At 58.9% G+C, this 17,856-nt stretch carries 14 protein-coding genes; 13 read left to right on the plus strand and 1 reads right to left on the minus strand.

Going from position 1 to position 17,856, the window contains the following annotated elements; genetic code table 11:
- The first annotated feature begins 90 nt into the window (after window positions 1-90).
- The 12 genes from RGU70_RS07185 (at window position 91) to RGU70_RS07240 (ending at window position 13,497) form a co-directional block, all read left to right on the plus strand.
- Window positions 91-1,674, plus strand: coding sequence for a glucan biosynthesis protein G (locus tag RGU70_RS07185; protein ID WP_416186554.1), 1,584 nt, complete (start codon window positions 91-93; stop codon window positions 1,672-1,674).
- On the plus strand, window positions 1,647-4,055 hold the full coding sequence (mdoH, locus tag RGU70_RS07190) for a glucans biosynthesis glucosyltransferase MdoH (protein WP_322210733.1): 2,409 nt from the start codon (window positions 1,647-1,649) through the stop codon (window positions 4,053-4,055). Before RGU70_RS07185 ends, mdoH begins: the two co-directional genes overlap by 28 nt.
- On the plus strand, window positions 4,024-5,676 hold the full coding sequence (locus RGU70_RS07195) for a glucan biosynthesis protein D (RefSeq protein WP_323505490.1): 1,653 nt from the start codon (window positions 4,024-4,026) through the stop codon (window positions 5,674-5,676). The genes mdoH and RGU70_RS07195 overlap by 32 nt, the downstream gene beginning before the upstream one ends.
- Window positions 5,677-5,734: 58 nt before the next feature.
- Window positions 5,735-6,877, plus strand: a complete 1,143-nt coding sequence (locus tag RGU70_RS07200) for an efflux RND transporter periplasmic adaptor subunit (RefSeq protein ID WP_322208710.1) — start codon at window positions 5,735-5,737, stop codon at window positions 6,875-6,877.
- The gene (locus RGU70_RS07205) at window positions 6,874-8,280 is read left to right on the plus strand and encodes an efflux transporter outer membrane subunit (protein WP_322208711.1); all 1,407 of its coding nucleotides are present in this window, start codon (window positions 6,874-6,876) and stop codon (window positions 8,278-8,280) included. The genes RGU70_RS07200 and RGU70_RS07205 overlap by 4 nt, the downstream gene beginning before the upstream one ends.
- A gap of 215 nt (window positions 8,281-8,495) precedes the next feature.
- Window positions 8,496-9,311, plus strand: a complete 816-nt coding sequence (locus RGU70_RS07210) for a GntR family transcriptional regulator (protein ID WP_322208712.1) — start codon at window positions 8,496-8,498, stop codon at window positions 9,309-9,311.
- A complete protein-coding gene (locus RGU70_RS07215) occupies window positions 9,308-10,090 on the plus strand; it encodes a transporter substrate-binding domain-containing protein (RefSeq protein ID WP_322208713.1) in 783 nt (260 codons plus the stop codon). Before RGU70_RS07210 ends, RGU70_RS07215 begins: the two co-directional genes overlap by 4 nt.
- Before the next feature lie 60 nt (window positions 10,091-10,150).
- Entirely contained in the window at window positions 10,151-10,822 is a 672-nt protein-coding gene (locus RGU70_RS07220; protein WP_322208714.1) for an amino acid ABC transporter permease, read from the plus strand.
- Window positions 10,819-11,475, plus strand: coding sequence for an amino acid ABC transporter permease (locus RGU70_RS07225; protein WP_322208716.1), 657 nt, complete (start codon window positions 10,819-10,821; stop codon window positions 11,473-11,475). Before RGU70_RS07220 ends, RGU70_RS07225 begins: the two co-directional genes overlap by 4 nt.
- Window positions 11,456-12,187, plus strand: a complete 732-nt coding sequence (locus tag RGU70_RS07230) for an amino acid ABC transporter ATP-binding protein (protein WP_322208718.1) — start codon at window positions 11,456-11,458, stop codon at window positions 12,185-12,187. The genes RGU70_RS07225 and RGU70_RS07230 overlap by 20 nt, the downstream gene beginning before the upstream one ends.
- 96 nt (window positions 12,188-12,283) lie before the next feature.
- Window positions 12,284-13,009, plus strand: coding sequence for a 6-phosphogluconolactonase (gene pgl / locus RGU70_RS07235; protein WP_322208719.1), 726 nt, complete (start codon window positions 12,284-12,286; stop codon window positions 13,007-13,009).
- A complete protein-coding gene (locus RGU70_RS07240) occupies window positions 13,000-13,497 on the plus strand; it encodes a nucleoside 2-deoxyribosyltransferase (RefSeq protein WP_322208720.1) in 498 nt (165 codons plus the stop codon). Before pgl ends, RGU70_RS07240 begins: the two co-directional genes overlap by 10 nt.
- A gap of 107 nt (window positions 13,498-13,604) precedes the next feature.
- On the opposite strand, the gene RGU70_RS07245 is transcribed toward RGU70_RS07240, so the two are convergent.
- Window positions 13,605-14,072 (minus strand): Lrp/AsnC family transcriptional regulator, encoded by a 468-nt coding sequence (locus RGU70_RS07245; protein ID WP_322208721.1) that lies wholly within the window; start codon window positions 14,070-14,072, stop codon window positions 13,605-13,607.
- Window positions 14,073-14,220: 148 nt separating this feature from the next.
- Here RGU70_RS07245 and RGU70_RS07250 point away from each other — a divergent pair, with 148 nt between their 5' ends.
- Window positions 14,221-17,784, plus strand: coding sequence for an indolepyruvate ferredoxin oxidoreductase family protein (locus tag RGU70_RS07250; protein ID WP_322210734.1), 3,564 nt, complete (start codon window positions 14,221-14,223; stop codon window positions 17,782-17,784).
- Window positions 17,785-17,856 lie beyond the last annotated feature (72 nt).

Here is a 17,856-nt window from a genome sequence, read left to right on the forward strand (position 1 = left end):
GTGTCGGCGCCATTTGCTGTAGCCGCGACGCCCAGGGCGTCGAACAAGCATCCGTCATGCCACTCCACACCTGAGGGAAATTCCCCGTTGCTGACTCAAATTGACTCTCCCAAGCCCGCATTTCCTGCGGCAATCTCCCTTTATTGCGTCGCACGCGCACGTGTGCCGCGTCTGCTGCTTGGCGCGTTGAGCGCCTTGTTGTTGCTGCAGGCCTCGACTGCCGGCGCGTTTGACCTGGATGACGTGGCCAAGCGCGCCCGCACTCTGGCCGGCAAGTCCTATCAAAAACCCGATGAAGGCATTCCCAAGGATCTCGCCAGCATCAGTTATGAGCAGTACCGCGATATCCGCTACCGGCCGGAAAGAGCCTTGTGGAAAGTCGAAAAACTGCCGTTCGAGGTCAGTTTCTTTCACCCCGGCTCTGCATACACCGCGCCGGTCAAAATCAATGACATCAGCGGTTCGGTCTCGCGGGAAATCCGCTTCAGTCCCGCGCTGTTTGATTACGGCCACAACAAACTGGATACCAAGCAATTCGGCAAACTCGGTTTTTCCGGCTTGCGTATCGCCTATCCGCTGGGCGCAAAAGGCAAGGGCAAAGAGGATGTGATGTCGTTTCTCGGCGCGAGTTACTTCCGCGGCGTTGGCAAGGCCCAGTCTTATGGCGCTTCGGCCCGTGGTCTGGCGATCGATACCGGCTTGTATTCGGGCGAGGAATACCCGCGCTTTGTCGAATTCTGGCTGCAACGCCCCAGAGCCAACGATAAAGAGCTGACGATCTACGCGCTGCTCGATTCACCGCGCGCGACCGGTGCTTATCGCTTTGTGCTCAAGCCCGGTGCGGATACGGCTATCGAAGTCAAGGCGCAACTGTTCTTGCGCAGCAATGTCAGCAAGCTCGGCATTGCTCCGCTGTCGAGCATGTTTTACTTTGGCGAAAACCAGAGCGGCCCGGACGACGACTACCGTCCTAAAGTCCACGACTCCGACGGTCTCTCGATTCAGTCCGGCACCGGCGAATGGATCTGGCGGCCGCTGGTCAATCCCAAGCGTTTGCTGACCACCTCGTTCGAGCTGACTAATCCGCTCGGCTTCGGCCTGATGCAGCGCGACCGCCAGTTTTCCAGTTACGAAGATTTGACGGCGCGTTTTGAAACCCGCCCGAGCGTCTGGGTCGAACCCAAGGGCAAGTGGGGCGCGGGCCGGATCGAACTGGTGCAAATCCCTACGCCTAACGAAGCCAACGACAACATCGTGGCCTACTGGATTCCCTCCGTCATGCCGGTGCAGGGCAAGCCGCTCAACATCGAATACCGCTTGCTGTGGCAAAAAGAAAAAGACACCCGGCCACCGCTGGCGTCGGTGATGCAGACTCGCTTCGGCCACGGCTATCGCACCAAGGACGACGGCATACTCTCGCTGAAGGTCGATTTCGAAGGCGCATCGCTGAAGAAATTGGCGGCCAACGCCAAACTCGACGCCGCCGTGGATATTGACGGCAACGGCAAGCTGGTCGATGTCCGTGTCGTGCGCAACGATGTTACCGGCGGCGTCCGGCTGGCCTTGCGCCTGCGTCGCACCGAAGAGAACAAACCAGTCGAATTGCGCGCTTTCCTGCGCAGCGGCACCACTACCCTATCTGAAACCTGGAGTTATATATTACCGCCCAACTGACGCCGCATCCTCTGACCGGCGCTGCGCTGGAAGCCTATCTTGAGCGTCTGCCGCTATCGCCGCAGGCCCGCATCGAACTTGCCGAACGCCTCTGTGCAAAAGGCGGCGGCGTCGCCGATTTGCAAAGCTGGCTGGCGGCCGAAGCCGAAGAACTCGGTTTGCCGCAGGCACCCGCTGCCGGATCGACCGCTACGCCAAGCACCCCTGTCATTCACCGCCGCTCGATGGTGCCGAAACCCTGGGGCAAGCTCAATCCGCTGGCGCGCTGGCTGGACGACGCCACCCATCGCCTTGAAAGACGCAACGCCGCGCAGGAATCTCCCGTCGCCCCTGTTCCCGTCAGTTACTGGCAAGAACGCGGCCACACGCGGCGCATGGCGCTGCTGCTGCTGATGGTGCTGCAAACGGCACTGGCCACCTATTTCATGCGTGAGGTTTTGCCTTACCACGGCGAACCGCTGCTGGAACGGATGGTACTGGCCATCTTCGCCTTGCTGTTTTGCTGGGTCTCGGCCGGTTTCTGGACGGCGATGATGGGCTTTCTGGTTCTCATGCGCGGCGGTGACGAATATCTGGTCTCGCGCGAAGCTGCCGGCCCGCAATGGATTTCCCCGGAAGCGCGCACCGCCATCGTCATGCCGATTTGCAATGAAGATGCGGTACGTGTCTTTGCCGGTTTGCGTGCCACCTATGAATCGGTCGCCCGCAGCGGCCAGCTTGAGCATTTCGACTTTTTCATTCTCAGCGACAGCGGCGACGCCGATATCTGCACCGCTGAAGTGTCGGCCTGGTCGGCCTTGTGCGAAGCCGTCGGCGGCGCGGGTCGCATTTTCTATCGTCACCGACGACGACGGGTCAAGCGCAAGAGCGGCAATCTCGATGATTTCTGTCGTCGCTGGGGGGGCGATTATCGCTACATGATCGTGCTCGATGCCGATAGTGTAATGAGCGGCCAGTGTCTCTCTACGCTGGTACGCCTGATGGAAGCGCATCCCACGGCCGGCATCATCCAGACCGCGCCACGCGCAGCCGGACGCGACACCCTGTATGCGCGCATCCAGCAATTCTCGACCCGCGTCTATGGCCCCTTGTTTACCGCCGGACTGCATTACTGGCAACTGGGCGAATCGCATTTCTGGGGGCATAACGCCATCATCCGTCTGGCACCTTTCATGGAGCATTGCGTGCTGGCGCCCTTGCCCGGCAAGGGGTCGTTGTCGGGGCCGATCATGTCCCACGATTTCGTCGAAGCGGCGCTGATGCGGCGTGCCGGCTGGTCGGTCTGGATTGCCTACGATCTGGACGGCAGTTACGAAGAAATGCCGCCTAATCTGCTGGAAGAACTTGGTCGCGACCGTCGCTGGTGTCAGGGCAATCTGATGAATTTCCGGCTGTTCCTGGTGCGCGGCATGCACGCGGTGCATCGGACAGTGTTCGTGACCGGCGTGATGGCCTATCTGTCGGCTCCGATCTGGCTGCTATTCCTGATCGTGTCGACCATGATGCTGGCCGCGCATACGCTGGTCGATCCGCAATATTTCGTGGAGCCGCGCCAACTGTTTCCGATCTGGCCGCAATGGCACCCGGAAAAGGCGCTGGCGCTCTTTACCGCGACGGCTACCTTGCTGTTTCTGCCGAAGATACTCAGCGTCTTGCTGGTCATCGTCAAGGGCGCAGTCGGCTATGGCGGCGCGCTGCGGCTGACCGTCAGTCTGATGCTGGAAGTCGTGTTTTCCATGTTGCTGGCACCGGTGCGGATGATGTTCCATACGCGCTTCGTGGCTGGCGCGGTGCTGGGTTGGACCGCCGGCTGGAAATCGCCGCCGCGTGCCGACAACCAGACCGGCTGGCTCCAGGGTGTGCAGCGACATGGCTGGCAGAGCCTGTTCGGGCTGGCGTGGGCTATTGGCGTCTACTGGCTTAATCCCGGCTATCTGTGGTGGTTGCTGCCGATTGCCGGTTCGCTGGCAGTCTCGATTCCGGTATCGGTCTTGTCGAGCCGGGTGAATTTCGGTCGCGCCTTCCGGCGTCTGGGACTGTTCCTGATCCCGGAAGAAAAGCAGCCGCCGCTGGAATTGCAGGAAACAGTGCGCTTTCTGGCTGCTTCGACAGCGCTGCCCGGTTTTGTCGATGCCGTGATGGACCCGCTTTGCAACGCGCTGATCTGCGCCACGGCGCACCACCGGCCCCTGCGGCCAGTCGCTAGTCTGGCGGCCGATGCCGTGTTGATCAAACGGGCGCTGCGGCAGGGACCGGGAGGATTGAGCGCGCATCAGAAAATGCAGATTCTGGATAATCCGGGTCTGCTGGCGCAATTGCACGCGGAAATCTGGAGCACCTCGCAGGCGCATCCGGCGTGGCTCATCGCCGCAAGGAAATAAAATGGACAGACGCGATTTTCTCAAAGCCGGTGCCGCACTGACCGCTGCCGGATTTCCCGGCGCCAGCTTGCTAGCCGCTGCCGATGTGGCCGCTGCCGATGTGGCCGAGCAATGGCCGCATCGCGGTGCGCCGACCCCCTTCGACTATGCGAGTCTGAAAGGTCAGGCCCGCGCCTTGGCGGCTGCCGCGTATCAGGCCTCGCCACAACAGACGCTGCCGGAACTGGAAAACCTGAGCTGGGACCGATATCAGGCGCTGCGTTACCGCGACGATCGCGCTTTGTGGCGTCAGGAACACCTGCCGTTTCAGGCCCGGTTGTTCCATGTGGGACGGCAATTCACCCACCCGGTACGGATCGATGAAGTGATCAACGGACAGGCGCGGGAGCTGATTTACGATCCGGCCTTGTTCGATTACGGCAGCAGCGGCATCAATGCAGAGCGTCTGCCGCGCGACCTCGGTTTTGCCGGTTTCCGTCTCAATCTGCAAAAAGATATCGCGCGCCGTGTCGATGCCGATGTGGTCGCCTTTCTCGGTGCGAGCTATTTCCGTGCCGTTGGCAGCGAATATCAGTACGGCGTGTCAGCACGCGGACTGGCCATCAATTGCGGCATGCCGCAGCCCGAGGAATTTCCCGTTTTCACCCGCTTCTGGCTGGAACGTCCGGCGGCGGATGCCGGCCGCCTGGTAGTCTATGCCTTGCTCGATTCCCCCAGCATTAGCGGCGCTTACCGCTTCGACATCCGACCCGGCGAACCGCTGGTGATGGAAGTGGATGCCGCGCTTTATCCGCGCAAGCCGATTGAACGCTTGGGCATCGCGCCGCTGACCAGCATGTTCCTGCGTGGTGAAAACGAGCGGCACGGAACGCCTGACTGGCGTCCTGAAATCCATGATTCGGATGGCTTGTCCATGTGGCGCGGCAATGGCGAATGGCTATGGCGGCCGCTGGTTAATCCGAGTACCGACGTGCATGTCAGCGCATTTCAGGATGAGCAGCCGAAAGGCTTCGGACTGATGCAGCGCGACCGCGATTTCGACCACTATCAGGACGACAATTTTTATTATCACCGCCGCCCCAGTCTGTGGGTGGAGCCCAAAAGCGGCTGGGGCAAGGGATCGGTGCAACTGCTTGAAATTCCAACCGCCGATGAGACCTTCGACAACATCGTCGCCTACTGGGCTCCGCAGGCAACGCCGCAGGTCGGGCAGGAAATGCTGTTTTCCTACAGACTGTACTGGGGCGTCCGCATGCCGGCCGAGTCTGCGCTGGCTAAAGTGGTCGCCACCCGCACCGGTGCCGGTGGCGCGGTAGGCGTGGTAAAGATTGAGCGGCATTATTTTTCCTGGCGCTTCGTCGTCGATTTTGCTGGCGGTGCCTTGGCCAAACTGAGCCGCGACAGCCGGGTGCAAGCGCAAGTCTCCGCCTCGCGCGGCACTATCGAATCGGTGACGGCCAAGCCGCTGGAGGCTTTGCATGGCTATCGCGCCATGTTCGATCTCAAGCCCGATGCAGCGGCCGCACCGGTGGATTTACGCCTGACGATGACGCTGGACGGCAAGACGCTGACCGAGACCTGGCTCTACCAATGGACGCCGCCAACTGATCGTTCTTTTTAATCGTTTTTTCTGATCGTTTTTCTACCTTTTTGCCGCCCGGAACTCTGGAACCTATTGTATGGACACTGAAACCCAAGCCGCATCTCCCCGTTCTGCTTTGCTGCGCGGCAGCGTGCTTGCGCTGGCAGTATTGGTAGTCGTGGCAGCGGGCGGCGTTGCCCTGTGGTGGCGTCGCCCGCCGCCAGTAGTGGCGCCGGTCAAGCCGGCCACCGTCATCGTGGAACGCAGCAACATCGAGCAAACCGTGACCGCCTCTGGCCGTGTAAGGATGCAAAGCTACGTCGATGTCGGCGCGCAGGTATCCGGGCAGGTCAAGAATGTATTTGTCGCGATCGGCGATACGGTCAAGGCAGGCAAGGTGCTGGTGGAAATCGCCCCGACCGAGCAAACCGGGCGGCAGGAAAGCAATCGTGCGCAACTGGCGCGCGCCAAGGCAGAACTGGCAGGGCAGAATGCGCAACTCGATTTTGCCCGCTTGCAGTTTCAGCGGCAGATGCAGTTGAAGGCCGCCAATGCCACGCGTGAAGAGTCGGTGGAATCGAGTCGCATGAATGTGGCTTCCGCCGAGGCGCAGGTGGCGGCAAAGCAGGCGCAAATCCAGCAAACCCAGGCCACCATGCAGGAAGATGAAACGATACGCCGCCAGACACGCATCAGCGCACCGATCAGCGGTACGGTGGTGACCTTGCCGGCGCGCCTCGGACAGGCCGTGACTGCCAATCGCGACGTCTTGCTGCGCATTTCCGATCTGACCAATATGACGGTGGAAGTACGGGTAGCGGAGTCCGATGTCACACGGCTGCGCAAAGGCATGATCGCGTATTTTTCTACCCCCGGTTTCCCCGGCAAACGCTGGAGCGGCAAGCTGCGGCAGATACTGCCGCTCTCCGATACGGAGGCAGGCAAGCCAGGCGCGCCGGTGTTTTACACCGTCCTGTTTGATGTCGCCAACACCACGCACGAATTGATGAGCGGCATGAGCGCCGAAGTCTCGTTTGTGCTGGCGCGCGCCGATGCGGCGATTGCGATTCCGGTCGGCATGGTCGGCAAGGCCGATTCATCCGGCATGCAAACGGTGCGCGTGATGGAAGAGGGCGGCAAACTGACTCCACGCAAAATCAAAACCGGCATCCGCGACGCGCAGCAAGTACAGGTGCTGGAAGGTTTGAAGCCCGGTGACGAGATCGCGGCCGCGCCATGAAGATCAAGACCCTTGCCCGCGTTCCTTCACTGGCTTTGCTGGTTTTACTGCTGAACGCTTGCGGCGGGCCGGTAGTGGTGGAAAGTACCTTGCCCGAAGTCCCGATGCCGCCCGGTTGGGACGGCGCGGTTGAGCAAAAGGGAGCGGTTCGGCCTGACCCATCATGGTGGCGGCAATTTGGCAGCACTGAGCTGAGTGGCCTCGTCGTGGCCGGGCAAAGCAGTAATTTCGAAATTGCCGCCGCCATGTCGCGGGTGCGGCAGGCGCAGGTGCAGGCGCGTATTTCAGGCGCGCCGCTACTGCCGAATGTCGAGTTTGCCGGCAGCGGTAGTCATGATTTCCCTATGAGTAGCGGGGTGCCCAACACCACCGTCAGCGGCATGCTGCAAATCGGTTATGAAGTCGATTTCTGGGGGCGCAACCGGGCCGGTGTCAGCGCTGCGCAAGCCGCGCTGCGCGCCAACATCTATGACCGGGAAACGGTCGACCTGACCGTTACCAGCGGCATTGTCTCGACCTTCCTGCAAGTGCTGTCGCTGCGCGACCGGCTGACTATTGCGCGGCAAAACGTGAGCAATACCGAGCGCGTGCTGGTGCTGGTCGAATCGCAGCAACGCGCCGGTGCCGCCTCGCCGCTGGATCTGGCGCGGCAGCGCTCGGCCGTTGCCAGTCAGCGCGCGGAAATTCCTGATCTGATCCAGCAGCAGCGCGATGCGCAAGCGACGCTGGCGATTTTAATGGGCCGTCCGCCGCAAGCGTTCAAGGTGGAGGAAGCCGGTCTGGCGGGCATCCTGATGCCGCGCATCGCCCCGGGCTTGCCGTCGGAGTTGCTGGCACGCCGACCCGATGTCCGACGCGCCGAGGCGCTGTTGCTGCAAGCGAACGCCAATGTTGCCGTGGCCCGCGCCGCCTTGTTTCCCCGCATTAACCTGACCGGTTCAACCGGCGCGCAGAGCAGTGCCTTGCTGGCGCTGTTCAACGGCCCGGCCTTGCTTGCCAATATGGGGGCATCGATTGTCGCGCCGATTTTCGATGGCGGCTTGCTGAAAAATCAGCGCGATCTGGCCAAGGAACAAGAGCAGGAGCTGGTCGAGGTCTACCGTTCTACTGTCATCAATGCTTTGCTCGAAGTCGATAAGGCGCTGGGCGCGATCACCAGTCTGGAACAGCGCTATCAATTGAAAACCCAGGAAATGGAACAGGCCCGCTACGCTTTCGGTCTGTCGGAAATCCGTTATCGCAACGGTGCCGAGGATTTAATGACGGTGCTCGATACTCAGCGCAGTCTGGCCGATGCGCAAACTCAGCTGGGGCAGATCAAATTACAGCGCTTGCAGGCCACCGTGTCCCTGTACAAGGCGCTGGGCGGCGGCTGGATCGACAATGAGGCTGGCAAGCTCTAGTTCCTTCCTCTCGCTCTGGTTTTCATGGCATTCCCGATTCCTGCCCGTTTGTGGTGAATCGCACCGAACTGGTGAAGCCGGCCTGCGCACTATCATGGCTTTCAGCGAGTCACCCAGTCCGCCATTTCTCTCTAAACATCTGATTGCTTCAGTACTTCAATCTGATATATCAGATTGAAGTACATTCTGGCACGCATATTGCTGATAGTGCTGGCATGAACACTGCCCAGCCTCATCCTCTTCCCAGCCTGTCTTCCGCGCAGATCGCTCTCCGAATTCTGGAATCGATACTGGCAAGGCAACTCGCGCCCGGTACGCGTCTGGGCGAGCAGCAGTTAGCGGAATTGTTCGGCGTCAGTCGCACCTTGATTCGTGAAGCGCTCACCCGGCTGGTGACACGCGGCGTGGTGACGGTCAGCGCCCGGCGCGGCTGGTTCGTGATCGAACCCACGGCCAGCGAAGCGCGTCAGGCATTCGAGGCGCGCCGGGTGATCGAAATGGGCTTGTTGCGCCAGGCGCTTCCGCTGACGGCATCGGCAGTGACCCGGTTGCGGGAACACATCGCCCGCGAACAGGCCGCTATTGCCAGTGACGATGTCGGCGCGCGCAGTTACCTGCTCGGCGATTTCCACGTTTTCCTGTGCGAGTGCCTGGGCAATACGCTGTTATCCGACATGCTGCGCGACCTGACCGCGCGCACCACGCTGACCGCCATGCTGCATCAGTCGTCGGAGCAGGCCGAAGAATCGTGCGGCGAACATCTTGGTATTGTCGCTGCGCTCGAAAACGGCGATCTGGAACAAGCTGAGGCGCTCATGCTGCACCATTTGCAGCACGTCGAAGCAGGTCTTCAGCAGGACAGTACGAGCGATACCGATCCCCTCAATGCGCTGCGTCAGGCGCTGGCTCCGGTATCGGCAGCACCTCCTTCCTTTTCCATTGCGCCGGTGCGATCCACCACCAGCGCCCCCCCTATCCCGGCTCCCGCAGCCGCTTTCCCACTCCCTTCCCGACCTGGAGAATCAACATGAAAATTTCTAAACTGCTGCTTGGACTCATGACCGGCATGTTATTGCTCAGCGCAAGCGCCGCTCGCGCCGATACGCTCGATGACATCGTGAAAAACGGCGTGCTCAGAGTCGCTGTGCCGCAAGACCTGCCGCCCTTCGGTTCGGTGAGCGCCGAGATGAAACCGCAAGGACTCGATATCGACGTCGCGGCGCTGGTCGCGAAAAAAATGGGAGTTCGGCTGGAGCTGATACCGGTCACCAGCGCCAACCGCGTGCCGTATCTGCAAACCAAAAAAGTCGATCTGGTGGTTTCCAGTCTGGGGAAAAATCCTGAGCGCGAAAAAGTCATCGATTTCAGCGCGGCCTATGCGCCCTTCTTCAATGGCGTGTTCGGCCCTGCCGATCAAAAAGTCGGCGGCGCTGCGGATCTGGCCGGCAAGACGGTGGGCGTTACCCGCGGTTCGGTGGAAGATCTGGAACTGAGCAAAATCGTTCCGGCCAGCGCCACGATCAAGCGCTATGAAGACAATAACGGCACCATCAGCGCCTTCCTTTCGAATCAGGTGCAACTGGTCGCTACCGGCAACGTCGTGGCTGCGGCGATCATCGCCAGAAACCCGCCCAAAAAACCGGAAACAAAATTCCTCATCAAGGACTCGCCTTGCTATATCGGCCTGAACAAAGAGGAAAAGAAATTGCAGGACAAGGTCAACGCTATCCTGGCGCAATCGAAAAAAGACGGCTCCCTCAATACCCTGATCGAAAAATGGTTGGGTCTGCCGCTGCCGGCCAATCTGTAAGCGATATCTGCACAGCAACGCGCAGTTTAATCAGGCACTCATTACAAGAAACGGTCCCTCATGGCCTATCAATTTGATTTCATTTCCACCTTCGACTACACCGGCGTGCTGGTCAAAGGCGTGCTGACGACGATAGAACTGATCGCCGTCGGCGGCGTCCTTGGAGTTGCTGTAGGCATCTTCGGAGCCTGGGCCCGCACACAGGGGCCGCGCTGGTTGCGGCCGCTGGTGAGTGCCTACGTCGAGCTGATCCGTAATACGCCGTTTCTGGTGCAATTGTTTTTCATCTTCTTCGGCCTGCCCAGCATCGGCGTGCAAATCACGGAGATGCAGGCGGCGATCCTGGCGATGGTGATTAACCTCGGGGCCTACGGTACCGAAATCATCCGCGCCGGCGTCAATGCGGTGAGTCGCGGCCAGATCGAAGCGGCGCAGAGTTTATCGATGTCGCGCATGCAAGTTTTCCGTCACATCATTCTGCGTCCGGCGCTGCAAAAAATCTGGCCCGCGCTGTCGAGCCAGATTGTGATTGTGATGCTGGGGTCGGCGGTCTGTTCGCAAATCGCCGTCGAGGAATTATCGTTCGCGGCTAACTTCATCCAGGGTCGCAATTTCCGCGCCTTCGAAGCGTATCTGGTAGCGACCGCTTTGTATCTGATACTGGCGATCCTGTTACGACAATTGCTGCGCTTGATAGACCGGCGCTTCATTTCGGCACGGAGGGCAGCATGACTACTTTTTCCTTGTGGGACATCGTGCGCAATCTGCTGCTGGCAGGGCGCTGGACTATCCTGCTGTCGCTGATCACCTTTGTGACCGGCGGTCTGATCGGCTTGCTGGTGCTGTTTCTGCGTACCTCAAAGCGCCCGCTGCTGCGCCGCGCCGCCATGGTGTATATCGAAGTGTTTCAGGGAACGCCGCTGCTGATGCAATTGTTTCTGGCGTTCTTCGGGCTGGCGTTGTTCGGTTTCGATGTGCCTGCCTGGTTTGCGGCGGGGCTGGCGCTGACTTTGTGGAGCGCATCTTTCCTCGCTGAAATCTGGCGCGGTTGCGTCGAAGCGATTCCGCGCGGGCAGTGGGAAGCTTCTTCGGTGCTGGCCATGGGCTATGTGCAGCAAATGCGCTACATCCTCTTGCCGCAGGCGCTGCGTATCGCCATTGCGCCTACCGTCGGTTTCGGCGTGCAAATCATCAAGGGTACGGCGCTCACTTCCATTATCGGCTTCGTCGAATTATCGAAAGCGGCCACCGTCATTACCAATGCCACCTTCATGCCCTTCACGGTGTTTGCCGTGGTCGGATGCTTTTATTTTGTGCTCTGCTGGCCTTTGTCCAAGTACAGCCAATTTCTAGAAAGGAAATTCAATGCCTCTCATCGCCATTGATGATGTCAAGAAAAGCTACGGCGCTAACCAGGTGCTCAAGGGCATACGGCTTGATGTAGAGCCGGGCGAAGTCATTGCCATTATCGGTAAAAGCGGTTCCGGGAAAAGCACGCTGCTGCGCTGTATCAACGGACTGGAAAGCATAGACGAAGGCGCTATCCGCGTTGCCGGTGCCTACCTTGGCACCAGCGAACTGGAACTGCGCACGCTGCGCTTAAAAGTCGGGATGATTTTCCAGCAGTTCAATTTATTTCCCCATCTGAGTGTGGGCCGCAACGTCATGATTTCACCGATGGTGGTCAAGGGCGTCACGGAAAAAGATGCCCGCGCACTGGCTGTGAAAAATCTGGAACGGGTCGGTCTGGGTGAGAAATTCGACAGTTTTCCCGACCAGCTTTCCGGCGGCCAGCAGCAGCGCGTCGCCATCGCCCGAGCGCTGTGCATGGAGCCGCAAGCCTTGCTGTGCGATGAAATTACCTCGGCGCTCGATCCTGAACTGGTCAATGAAGTGTTGAGCGTGGTGCGCGGTCTGGCCGAGGAGGGCATGACGCTGATCATGGTCACGCATGAAATGCGTTTTGCACGCGAAGTCTGCGACCGCGTGGTCTTCATGCATCAGGGTAAGGTGCATGAAATCGGCCCGCCGGAAGCGATTTTCAGCGATCCGCAAACGCCTGAACTGAAACAGTTTCTGGGAGTGGCACGCGCCTGATAGCCCTGGGTTTTCTCTGTAAAAGCACCGTCCTGGCGGCATTCGCTGGCATACTCTGCATTCAGACAGACATCGCCCGCGAGAAGGAACTCATGCATGACAAGCGCCGTTAAAAAAATCTACCCGGATCAATCCAGTCTGATCCGCCATCTTGCCGAATGGCTGACGGCGCGTATCGAAAACAGTAGCGGGCCGTTTGCGCTGGCGTTGTCGGGTGGTTCTACGCCGCGTCCTTTGTACGCTTTACTCGCCACGCCGGACTATGCGCGTCGCATCGACTGGGCGCGATTGCATCTGTTTTGGGGCGATGAACGCTGCGTTCCGCACGACCATCCCGACAGCAATTACCGCATGGTGAAGCAGGCGCTGATCGCGCATGTGCCGCTGCCGCAAGCGAATGTGCATGCGGTGCAGACCGGACTCACGCCGCAAGCCGCAGCGCGAGACTATGCCTTGCGCTTGCAAGCGTATTACGGTGCCGAGATGATCGATCCGGCGCGTCCCTTGTTTGATGTCAATTTGCTGGGAATGGGCGATGACGGCCATACCGCGTCACTGTTTCCCGGCACGGCTGCGCTGACGGAAGAAAAAGCGTGGGTCGTAGCCGTCGAAGGCGTCAAGCCGGAGCCGCGCATTTCGCTGACCTTTCCGGTGCTGGGAAGTGCGGCGGCAGTGGTGTTTCTGGTGGCCGGTGCAGCGAAAAGCAAAGTGGTCGAGGAGGTGCTGAACGGCGACCTGCGTTTTCCTGCGGCGCAGGTGCAGACCGATGGCGATTTGCTGTGGTTCATGGATGAGGCCGCCGGCGGGAAACCATGCGTATGAAAAAAATCTATCTCGCGGGGCCGGATGTATTTCGCGCCGACTACGCCGCGCACAAGGACAGACTCAAGCAGCTCTGTCAGGCGGCGGGTTTATTGCCGCTTTGTCCGGCAGATGATGAGATTCCTGATGATCCTGATAGTCCCGATAGCCCCTTCTCGCAACGCATTTACGAACAAAACATCGCCCTCATCAATGCCGCCGATATCGTCATGGCGAATGTGCAGAATTTTCGCGGCAGCGAGCCGGATTCGGGAACGGTGTTTGAAATCGCTTATGCCATCGGCAAAGGCAAAAAAGTCTGGTGCTATAACGTCCCCGTCATGAGTCTCCGGCAACAGATTCCCTGCGACAGCGCGGGTCGCGATGCGGACGGTTACGCCGTCGAAGATTTCGGCCTGTCACGCAACCTCATGCTGGCGCATTCCAGTGTGCAGATTAGCGGCGATGCACAGGCGTGTATCGCGGCCATCCAAGCCTATTATTCTTGAATCAGTAATTCTTGAATCAGTAATTCTTTAATCAGTAACTCTTGAATCAGCAAGGCGATTGCTGCGCTTGTCGTTTGGAAAATGACGACAAGCGAACGCGTGCTTTTTTATAGCGGCAAAGCCGTTTCATATTTCACTTCACGCAGCGCCACGCTGGTGTTGACCTGCGACACGCCGGGCAGTTTAAACAGCACGTTATGCTGAAAGTCGTGGTAAGCCTCCATGTCCGCCAAGACTACCTTGACCAGATAATCCGACGTGCCGGTCACTTCATAGCATTCCATCACTTCAGGCCGCAGTTTCATGGCCTCCTCGAAATTGCTCACCACCCCTTCGGCGTGGCGCGTCAGTGATATATGCAGCATGCAGCACAAGGGCAAGCCGACCTTGCGACGGTCCACCAGGGCCGCATAGCGCACGATGAAACCCTTCTCTTCCAGTTCTTTCTGACGACGCCAGCAAGGCGTTGCCGACATCCCGATTTTCTCCGCCAGATCGTTATTGGAAATATGGCTGTCGCGCTGCAATTCCTTCAGGATTTCAATCGAAGCAGCGTCAAGAGTGGAATTTTCCATAAAGGCCTAAAAATAAAAATAGTTTTTCTGTGTGGACGAATTTGAGCGGCAGATAGGAATAATTTTTCTGGCTGCGAATCCTAACATTAGCCATCAATAATACAAGCTGCCTGCATCTCATGGGCGGCGATGAGGAGACGCAATGGATATGTCCACCAGGCAACTGCACACGCACGCTACCGCACTCAATACAAACGACGGTTTGTCACCGCTGGCCGATGCCGCCTATCAACTCGACGACAATCTGCGCCGTCAGGAAGGTCATGTTTTTCTGACCGGAACGCAAGCGCTGGTGCGTCTGATGGTCATGCAGAAACTGTCCGACGTCGGGCAGGGCCTCAATACCGCCGGTTTCATCAGCGGCTATCGCGGTTCGCCGCTGGGTGCGGTGGATCAGGAAGTCTGGCGCGGCAAGGCCCTGCTGGAATCGCACGGCATCGAATTTTTACCTGCCATCAACGAAGACCTCGGCGCGACGGCAGTGCTTGGTAGTCAGCAGGTCGGCAGCGACCCGCAGCGCAAGGTTGATGGCGTGTTCGCCATGTGGTACGGCAAGGGTCCCGGCGTGGATCGCGCCGGCGATGCCATCAAGCATGGCAACGCCTACGGTTCTTCTCCGCTAGGCGGCGTGCTGGTGGTTCTGGGCGACGACCACGGCTGCGTTTCTTCTTCCATGCCGCATCAGAGCGAGCAAGCGCTGATGGCGTGGAGCATGCCGGTCCTCAATCCCGCCAATATCGAGGAATATCTGGAGTTCGGTCTGTATGGCTGGGCGCTGTCGCGCTTTTCCGGCAACTGGGTCGGCTTTAAAGCGATTTCAGAAACGGTGGAAGGAGGTGCCGTGGTGCGCCTGCCGCAGAAAACTACCTATGTCATCCCTGACGATTACACCTATCCGAGCGACGGTTTGCATTACCGCTGGCCCGATCTTCCCAGTCTGGCGCTGGAAGAACGACTGAGCGAAAAACTTCATGCGGTGCAAGCCTTTGCGCGGCGCAATTCCATCGATCGGCTGGTCGTTGCTGCACCGGGTGCCACGCTGGGCATCATCAGTGCTGGCAAAGCCTATCTCGACCTGATTGAAGCCTTGCAGCGCATGGGTTTGCCGCAGCAACGGCTGGAAGAACTCGGCGTGCGGCTGTACAAACCCGGCCTGACTTATCCGCTGGAACGCAGTCGTCTGCTCTCGTTTGTCGCCGGGCTGGACGAAGTGCTGGTGGTCGAAGAAAAAGGCGCGGTGATCGAAGATCAGCTCAAGCAGATTCTGTACAACCTGCCGCAAGCAAGCCGTCCGCAAATTCTCGGCAAGACCGATGCGCACAACCAGCCGCTGCTATCGGCACTCGGTGAATTGCGGCCTTCGCGTATTGCGCCTGCGCTGATTCGTTGGCTGGGGCCGAAACTGCCGGCGCTCAAACTGCACGAACAGCAGCCGAAATTTTGCGCGGCCGATTTGCTCTCGAACGCGGCCGACGCCGTCAAACGCACGCCCTATTTTTGTTCCGGTTGCCCGCACAATACCTCGACCCGCGTGCCGGAAGGCAGTCGCGGACTGGCCGGTATCGGCTGTCATTTCATGGCGACCTGGATGGACCGCAGCACCTTCAACTTGACGCAGATGGGCGGCGAGGGCGCGCCCTGGGTGGCGGCGTCGCGTTTCACCAATGAAAAGCATGTCTTTCAGAATTTGGGCGACGGCACCTACTTCCATTCCGGCTCACTGGCGATCCGGCAAGCGATTGCCGCACGCACGAATATCACTTACAAAATTTTATATAACGACGCCGTGGCCATGACCGGCGGTCAGCCGGTGGACGGTACCTTGACGGTGTCGCAAATTGTGCAGCAAGTCAGTAGCGAAGGTGCGGCGAAAGTGGTGGTGGTGAGCGATGAACCAGAAAAGTATGCCGCCGTACCATTGCTGACCGGCGTCACGGTACATCATCGCAGTGAACTCGATTTTATCCAGCGCCAGTTGCGCGAAACCGAAGGCGTCACTGTCCTGATTTACGACCAGACCTGCGCGGCGGAAAAGCGCCGGCGGCGCAAGAAAAACAAACCGGGAAACATCGCTTTCCCCGATCCGCAACGACGCATGATGATCAACCCTGCCGTGTGCGAAGGCTGCGGCGATTGCGGCGTGCAATCGAATTGTCTGTCTATTCTGCCGCTGGAAACCGAGCTGGGCCGCAAACGCCACATCGAGCAATCTTCCTGCAACAAGGATTATTCCTGCGTGGAAGGTTTTTGCCCCAGCTTCGTCTCGGTGTTGGGTGGGCAACTCAGAAAACCTGCCGCTGCCAAAGTTTCACTGGCCGATCTGGAACAGCAACTGAGTGCCTATCCTTTGCCTGCGGTCTGGTCTTTCGATAAACCGTTTGAAATGCTGGTGGCGGGTGTCGGCGGTACGGGCGTAGTGACGGTCGGTGCGCTCATTACCATGGCGGCGCATCTGGAAGGCAAGGGCGCGTCCACCCTCGATTTCATGGGCTTTGCGCAGAAGGGCGGCGCGGTCATGTCGCATGTACGGATCGCCGCTTCGCCAGCCGGACTCAATCAGGTGCGCATCGATTTGCAACAGGCAGATGCAATTCTGGCCTGCGATCTGGTAGTGGCAGCGATGACGGATTCGCTATCGGTCATGCGTCACGGACACACGCAGGTGGTCGCCAATGATAGAGAAATCCCGACAGCGGAATTCACGCATAACCCTGACGCCAGCGTCAACAAGGCAGGTCTGTTCGAGAAAATCCGCGCGGCCGCAGGCGATACCAATGTGGAGTCCATCGACGCGCAGGATGTGGCGGCGCAAGTGCTGGGCGAGCCGATTGGTGCGAATATTCTGATGATGGGCTATGCCTGGCAAAAGGGTCTGGTGCCGGTGAGTCTGGCGGCGATGATGCGGGCGATTGAATTGAATAAGGTCGCGGTCGACATGAACAAGAAGGCGTTCACGCTGGGTCGTCTGGCGGCGGCGGATGCAGCGGCATTGAGCGGACTGGTTAAGCCGAGCGCGCAAGTGATTCAGTTTACAGCGCCGAAGTCATTAGAAGAGATGCTGGCGTTCAGGCAGGACTTACTGACCAAGTATCAGAATGCCAGCTATGCCGGACGCTATCTGGAGATAGTCCGTCGCGTGGAGCAAAAAGAACGCGAAGTTGATGGTGTGGAATCGAAAAAAACTTTATCCAAAGCTGTGGCGCGTTATCTGTACAAAGTAATGGCCTACAAGGATGAATATGAGGTTGCCCGCTTGCATAGCGACCCGGTTTTCATGGAGCAGATCGCCGCGCAATTCGAAGGCGATTACCGCTTGTCCTTCCATCTTGCTGCGCCGCTGGTATCGAAGAAGCGCAAGGGTTCCACGCTGGCTTTCAAGCGCGACTTTGGCGGCTGGATGCTGTCTGCCTTCAAGTTGATGGCACCGCTCAAGATCGTACGCGGCACACCGCTGGATATCTTTGGCTACACCGAAGAACGCAAGCGCGAGCGCGACTGGCGCGATGCCTATATTTCTTTGATCGACGACATTTGCCGCGATTTAAGCAAGGACAACAAGGCCGCAGCGCTGAAGCTGGCGCAATTGCCGGAGAAAGTGCGTGGTTACGGCCACGTCAAACTGGCGAACCTGGAACAAGTGCAGGTGGAGATGCGCCTGTTGAAGAGGCAGTTCAATGCGGTAGGGGAAGTAATGACGTTCAAGCGCGCTTGACGGTTTTGATTTGAATTGCCACTGATCAGTGGCAATTCATCTCACAACAGTTCTGGCAGAAACAATCTCAGA

Origin of the sequence: Herbaspirillum sp. RTI4, assembly GCF_034313965.1 — a bacterium.
Lineage (GTDB): Bacteria > Pseudomonadota > Gammaproteobacteria > Burkholderiales > Burkholderiaceae_D > Herbaspirillum.

What these genes read in the sequence shown, in the direction of transcription:
- RGU70_RS07250 (WP_322210734.1), top strand. Translation starts at nt 14,221, where the DNA reads ATGTCCACCAGGCAACTGCACACGCACGCTACCGCACTCAATACAAAC.
- RGU70_RS07215 (WP_322208713.1), top strand. Translation starts at nt 9,308, where the DNA reads ATGAAAATTTCTAAACTGCTGCTTGGACTCATGACCGGCATGTTATTG.
- RGU70_RS07200 (WP_322208710.1), top strand. Translation starts at nt 5,735, where the DNA reads ATGGACACTGAAACCCAAGCCGCATCTCCCCGTTCTGCTTTGCTGCGC.
- RGU70_RS07240 (WP_322208720.1), top strand. Translation starts at nt 13,000, where the DNA reads ATGCGTATGAAAAAAATCTATCTCGCGGGGCCGGATGTATTTCGCGCC.
- pgl (WP_322208719.1), top strand. Translation starts at nt 12,284, where the DNA reads ATGACAAGCGCCGTTAAAAAAATCTACCCGGATCAATCCAGTCTGATC.
- RGU70_RS07230 (WP_322208718.1), top strand. Translation starts at nt 11,456, where the DNA reads ATGCCTCTCATCGCCATTGATGATGTCAAGAAAAGCTACGGCGCTAAC.
- RGU70_RS07205 (WP_322208711.1), top strand. Translation starts at nt 6,874, where the DNA reads ATGAAGATCAAGACCCTTGCCCGCGTTCCTTCACTGGCTTTGCTGGTT.
- RGU70_RS07220 (WP_322208714.1), top strand. Translation starts at nt 10,151, where the DNA reads ATGGCCTATCAATTTGATTTCATTTCCACCTTCGACTACACCGGCGTG.
- RGU70_RS07225 (WP_322208716.1), top strand. Translation starts at nt 10,819, where the DNA reads ATGACTACTTTTTCCTTGTGGGACATCGTGCGCAATCTGCTGCTGGCA.
- RGU70_RS07210 (WP_322208712.1), top strand. Translation starts at nt 8,496, where the DNA reads ATGAACACTGCCCAGCCTCATCCTCTTCCCAGCCTGTCTTCCGCGCAG.
- RGU70_RS07245 (WP_322208721.1), bottom strand. Translation starts at nt 14,072, where the DNA reads ATGGAAAATTCCACTCTTGACGCTGCTTCGATTGAAATCCTGAAGGAA.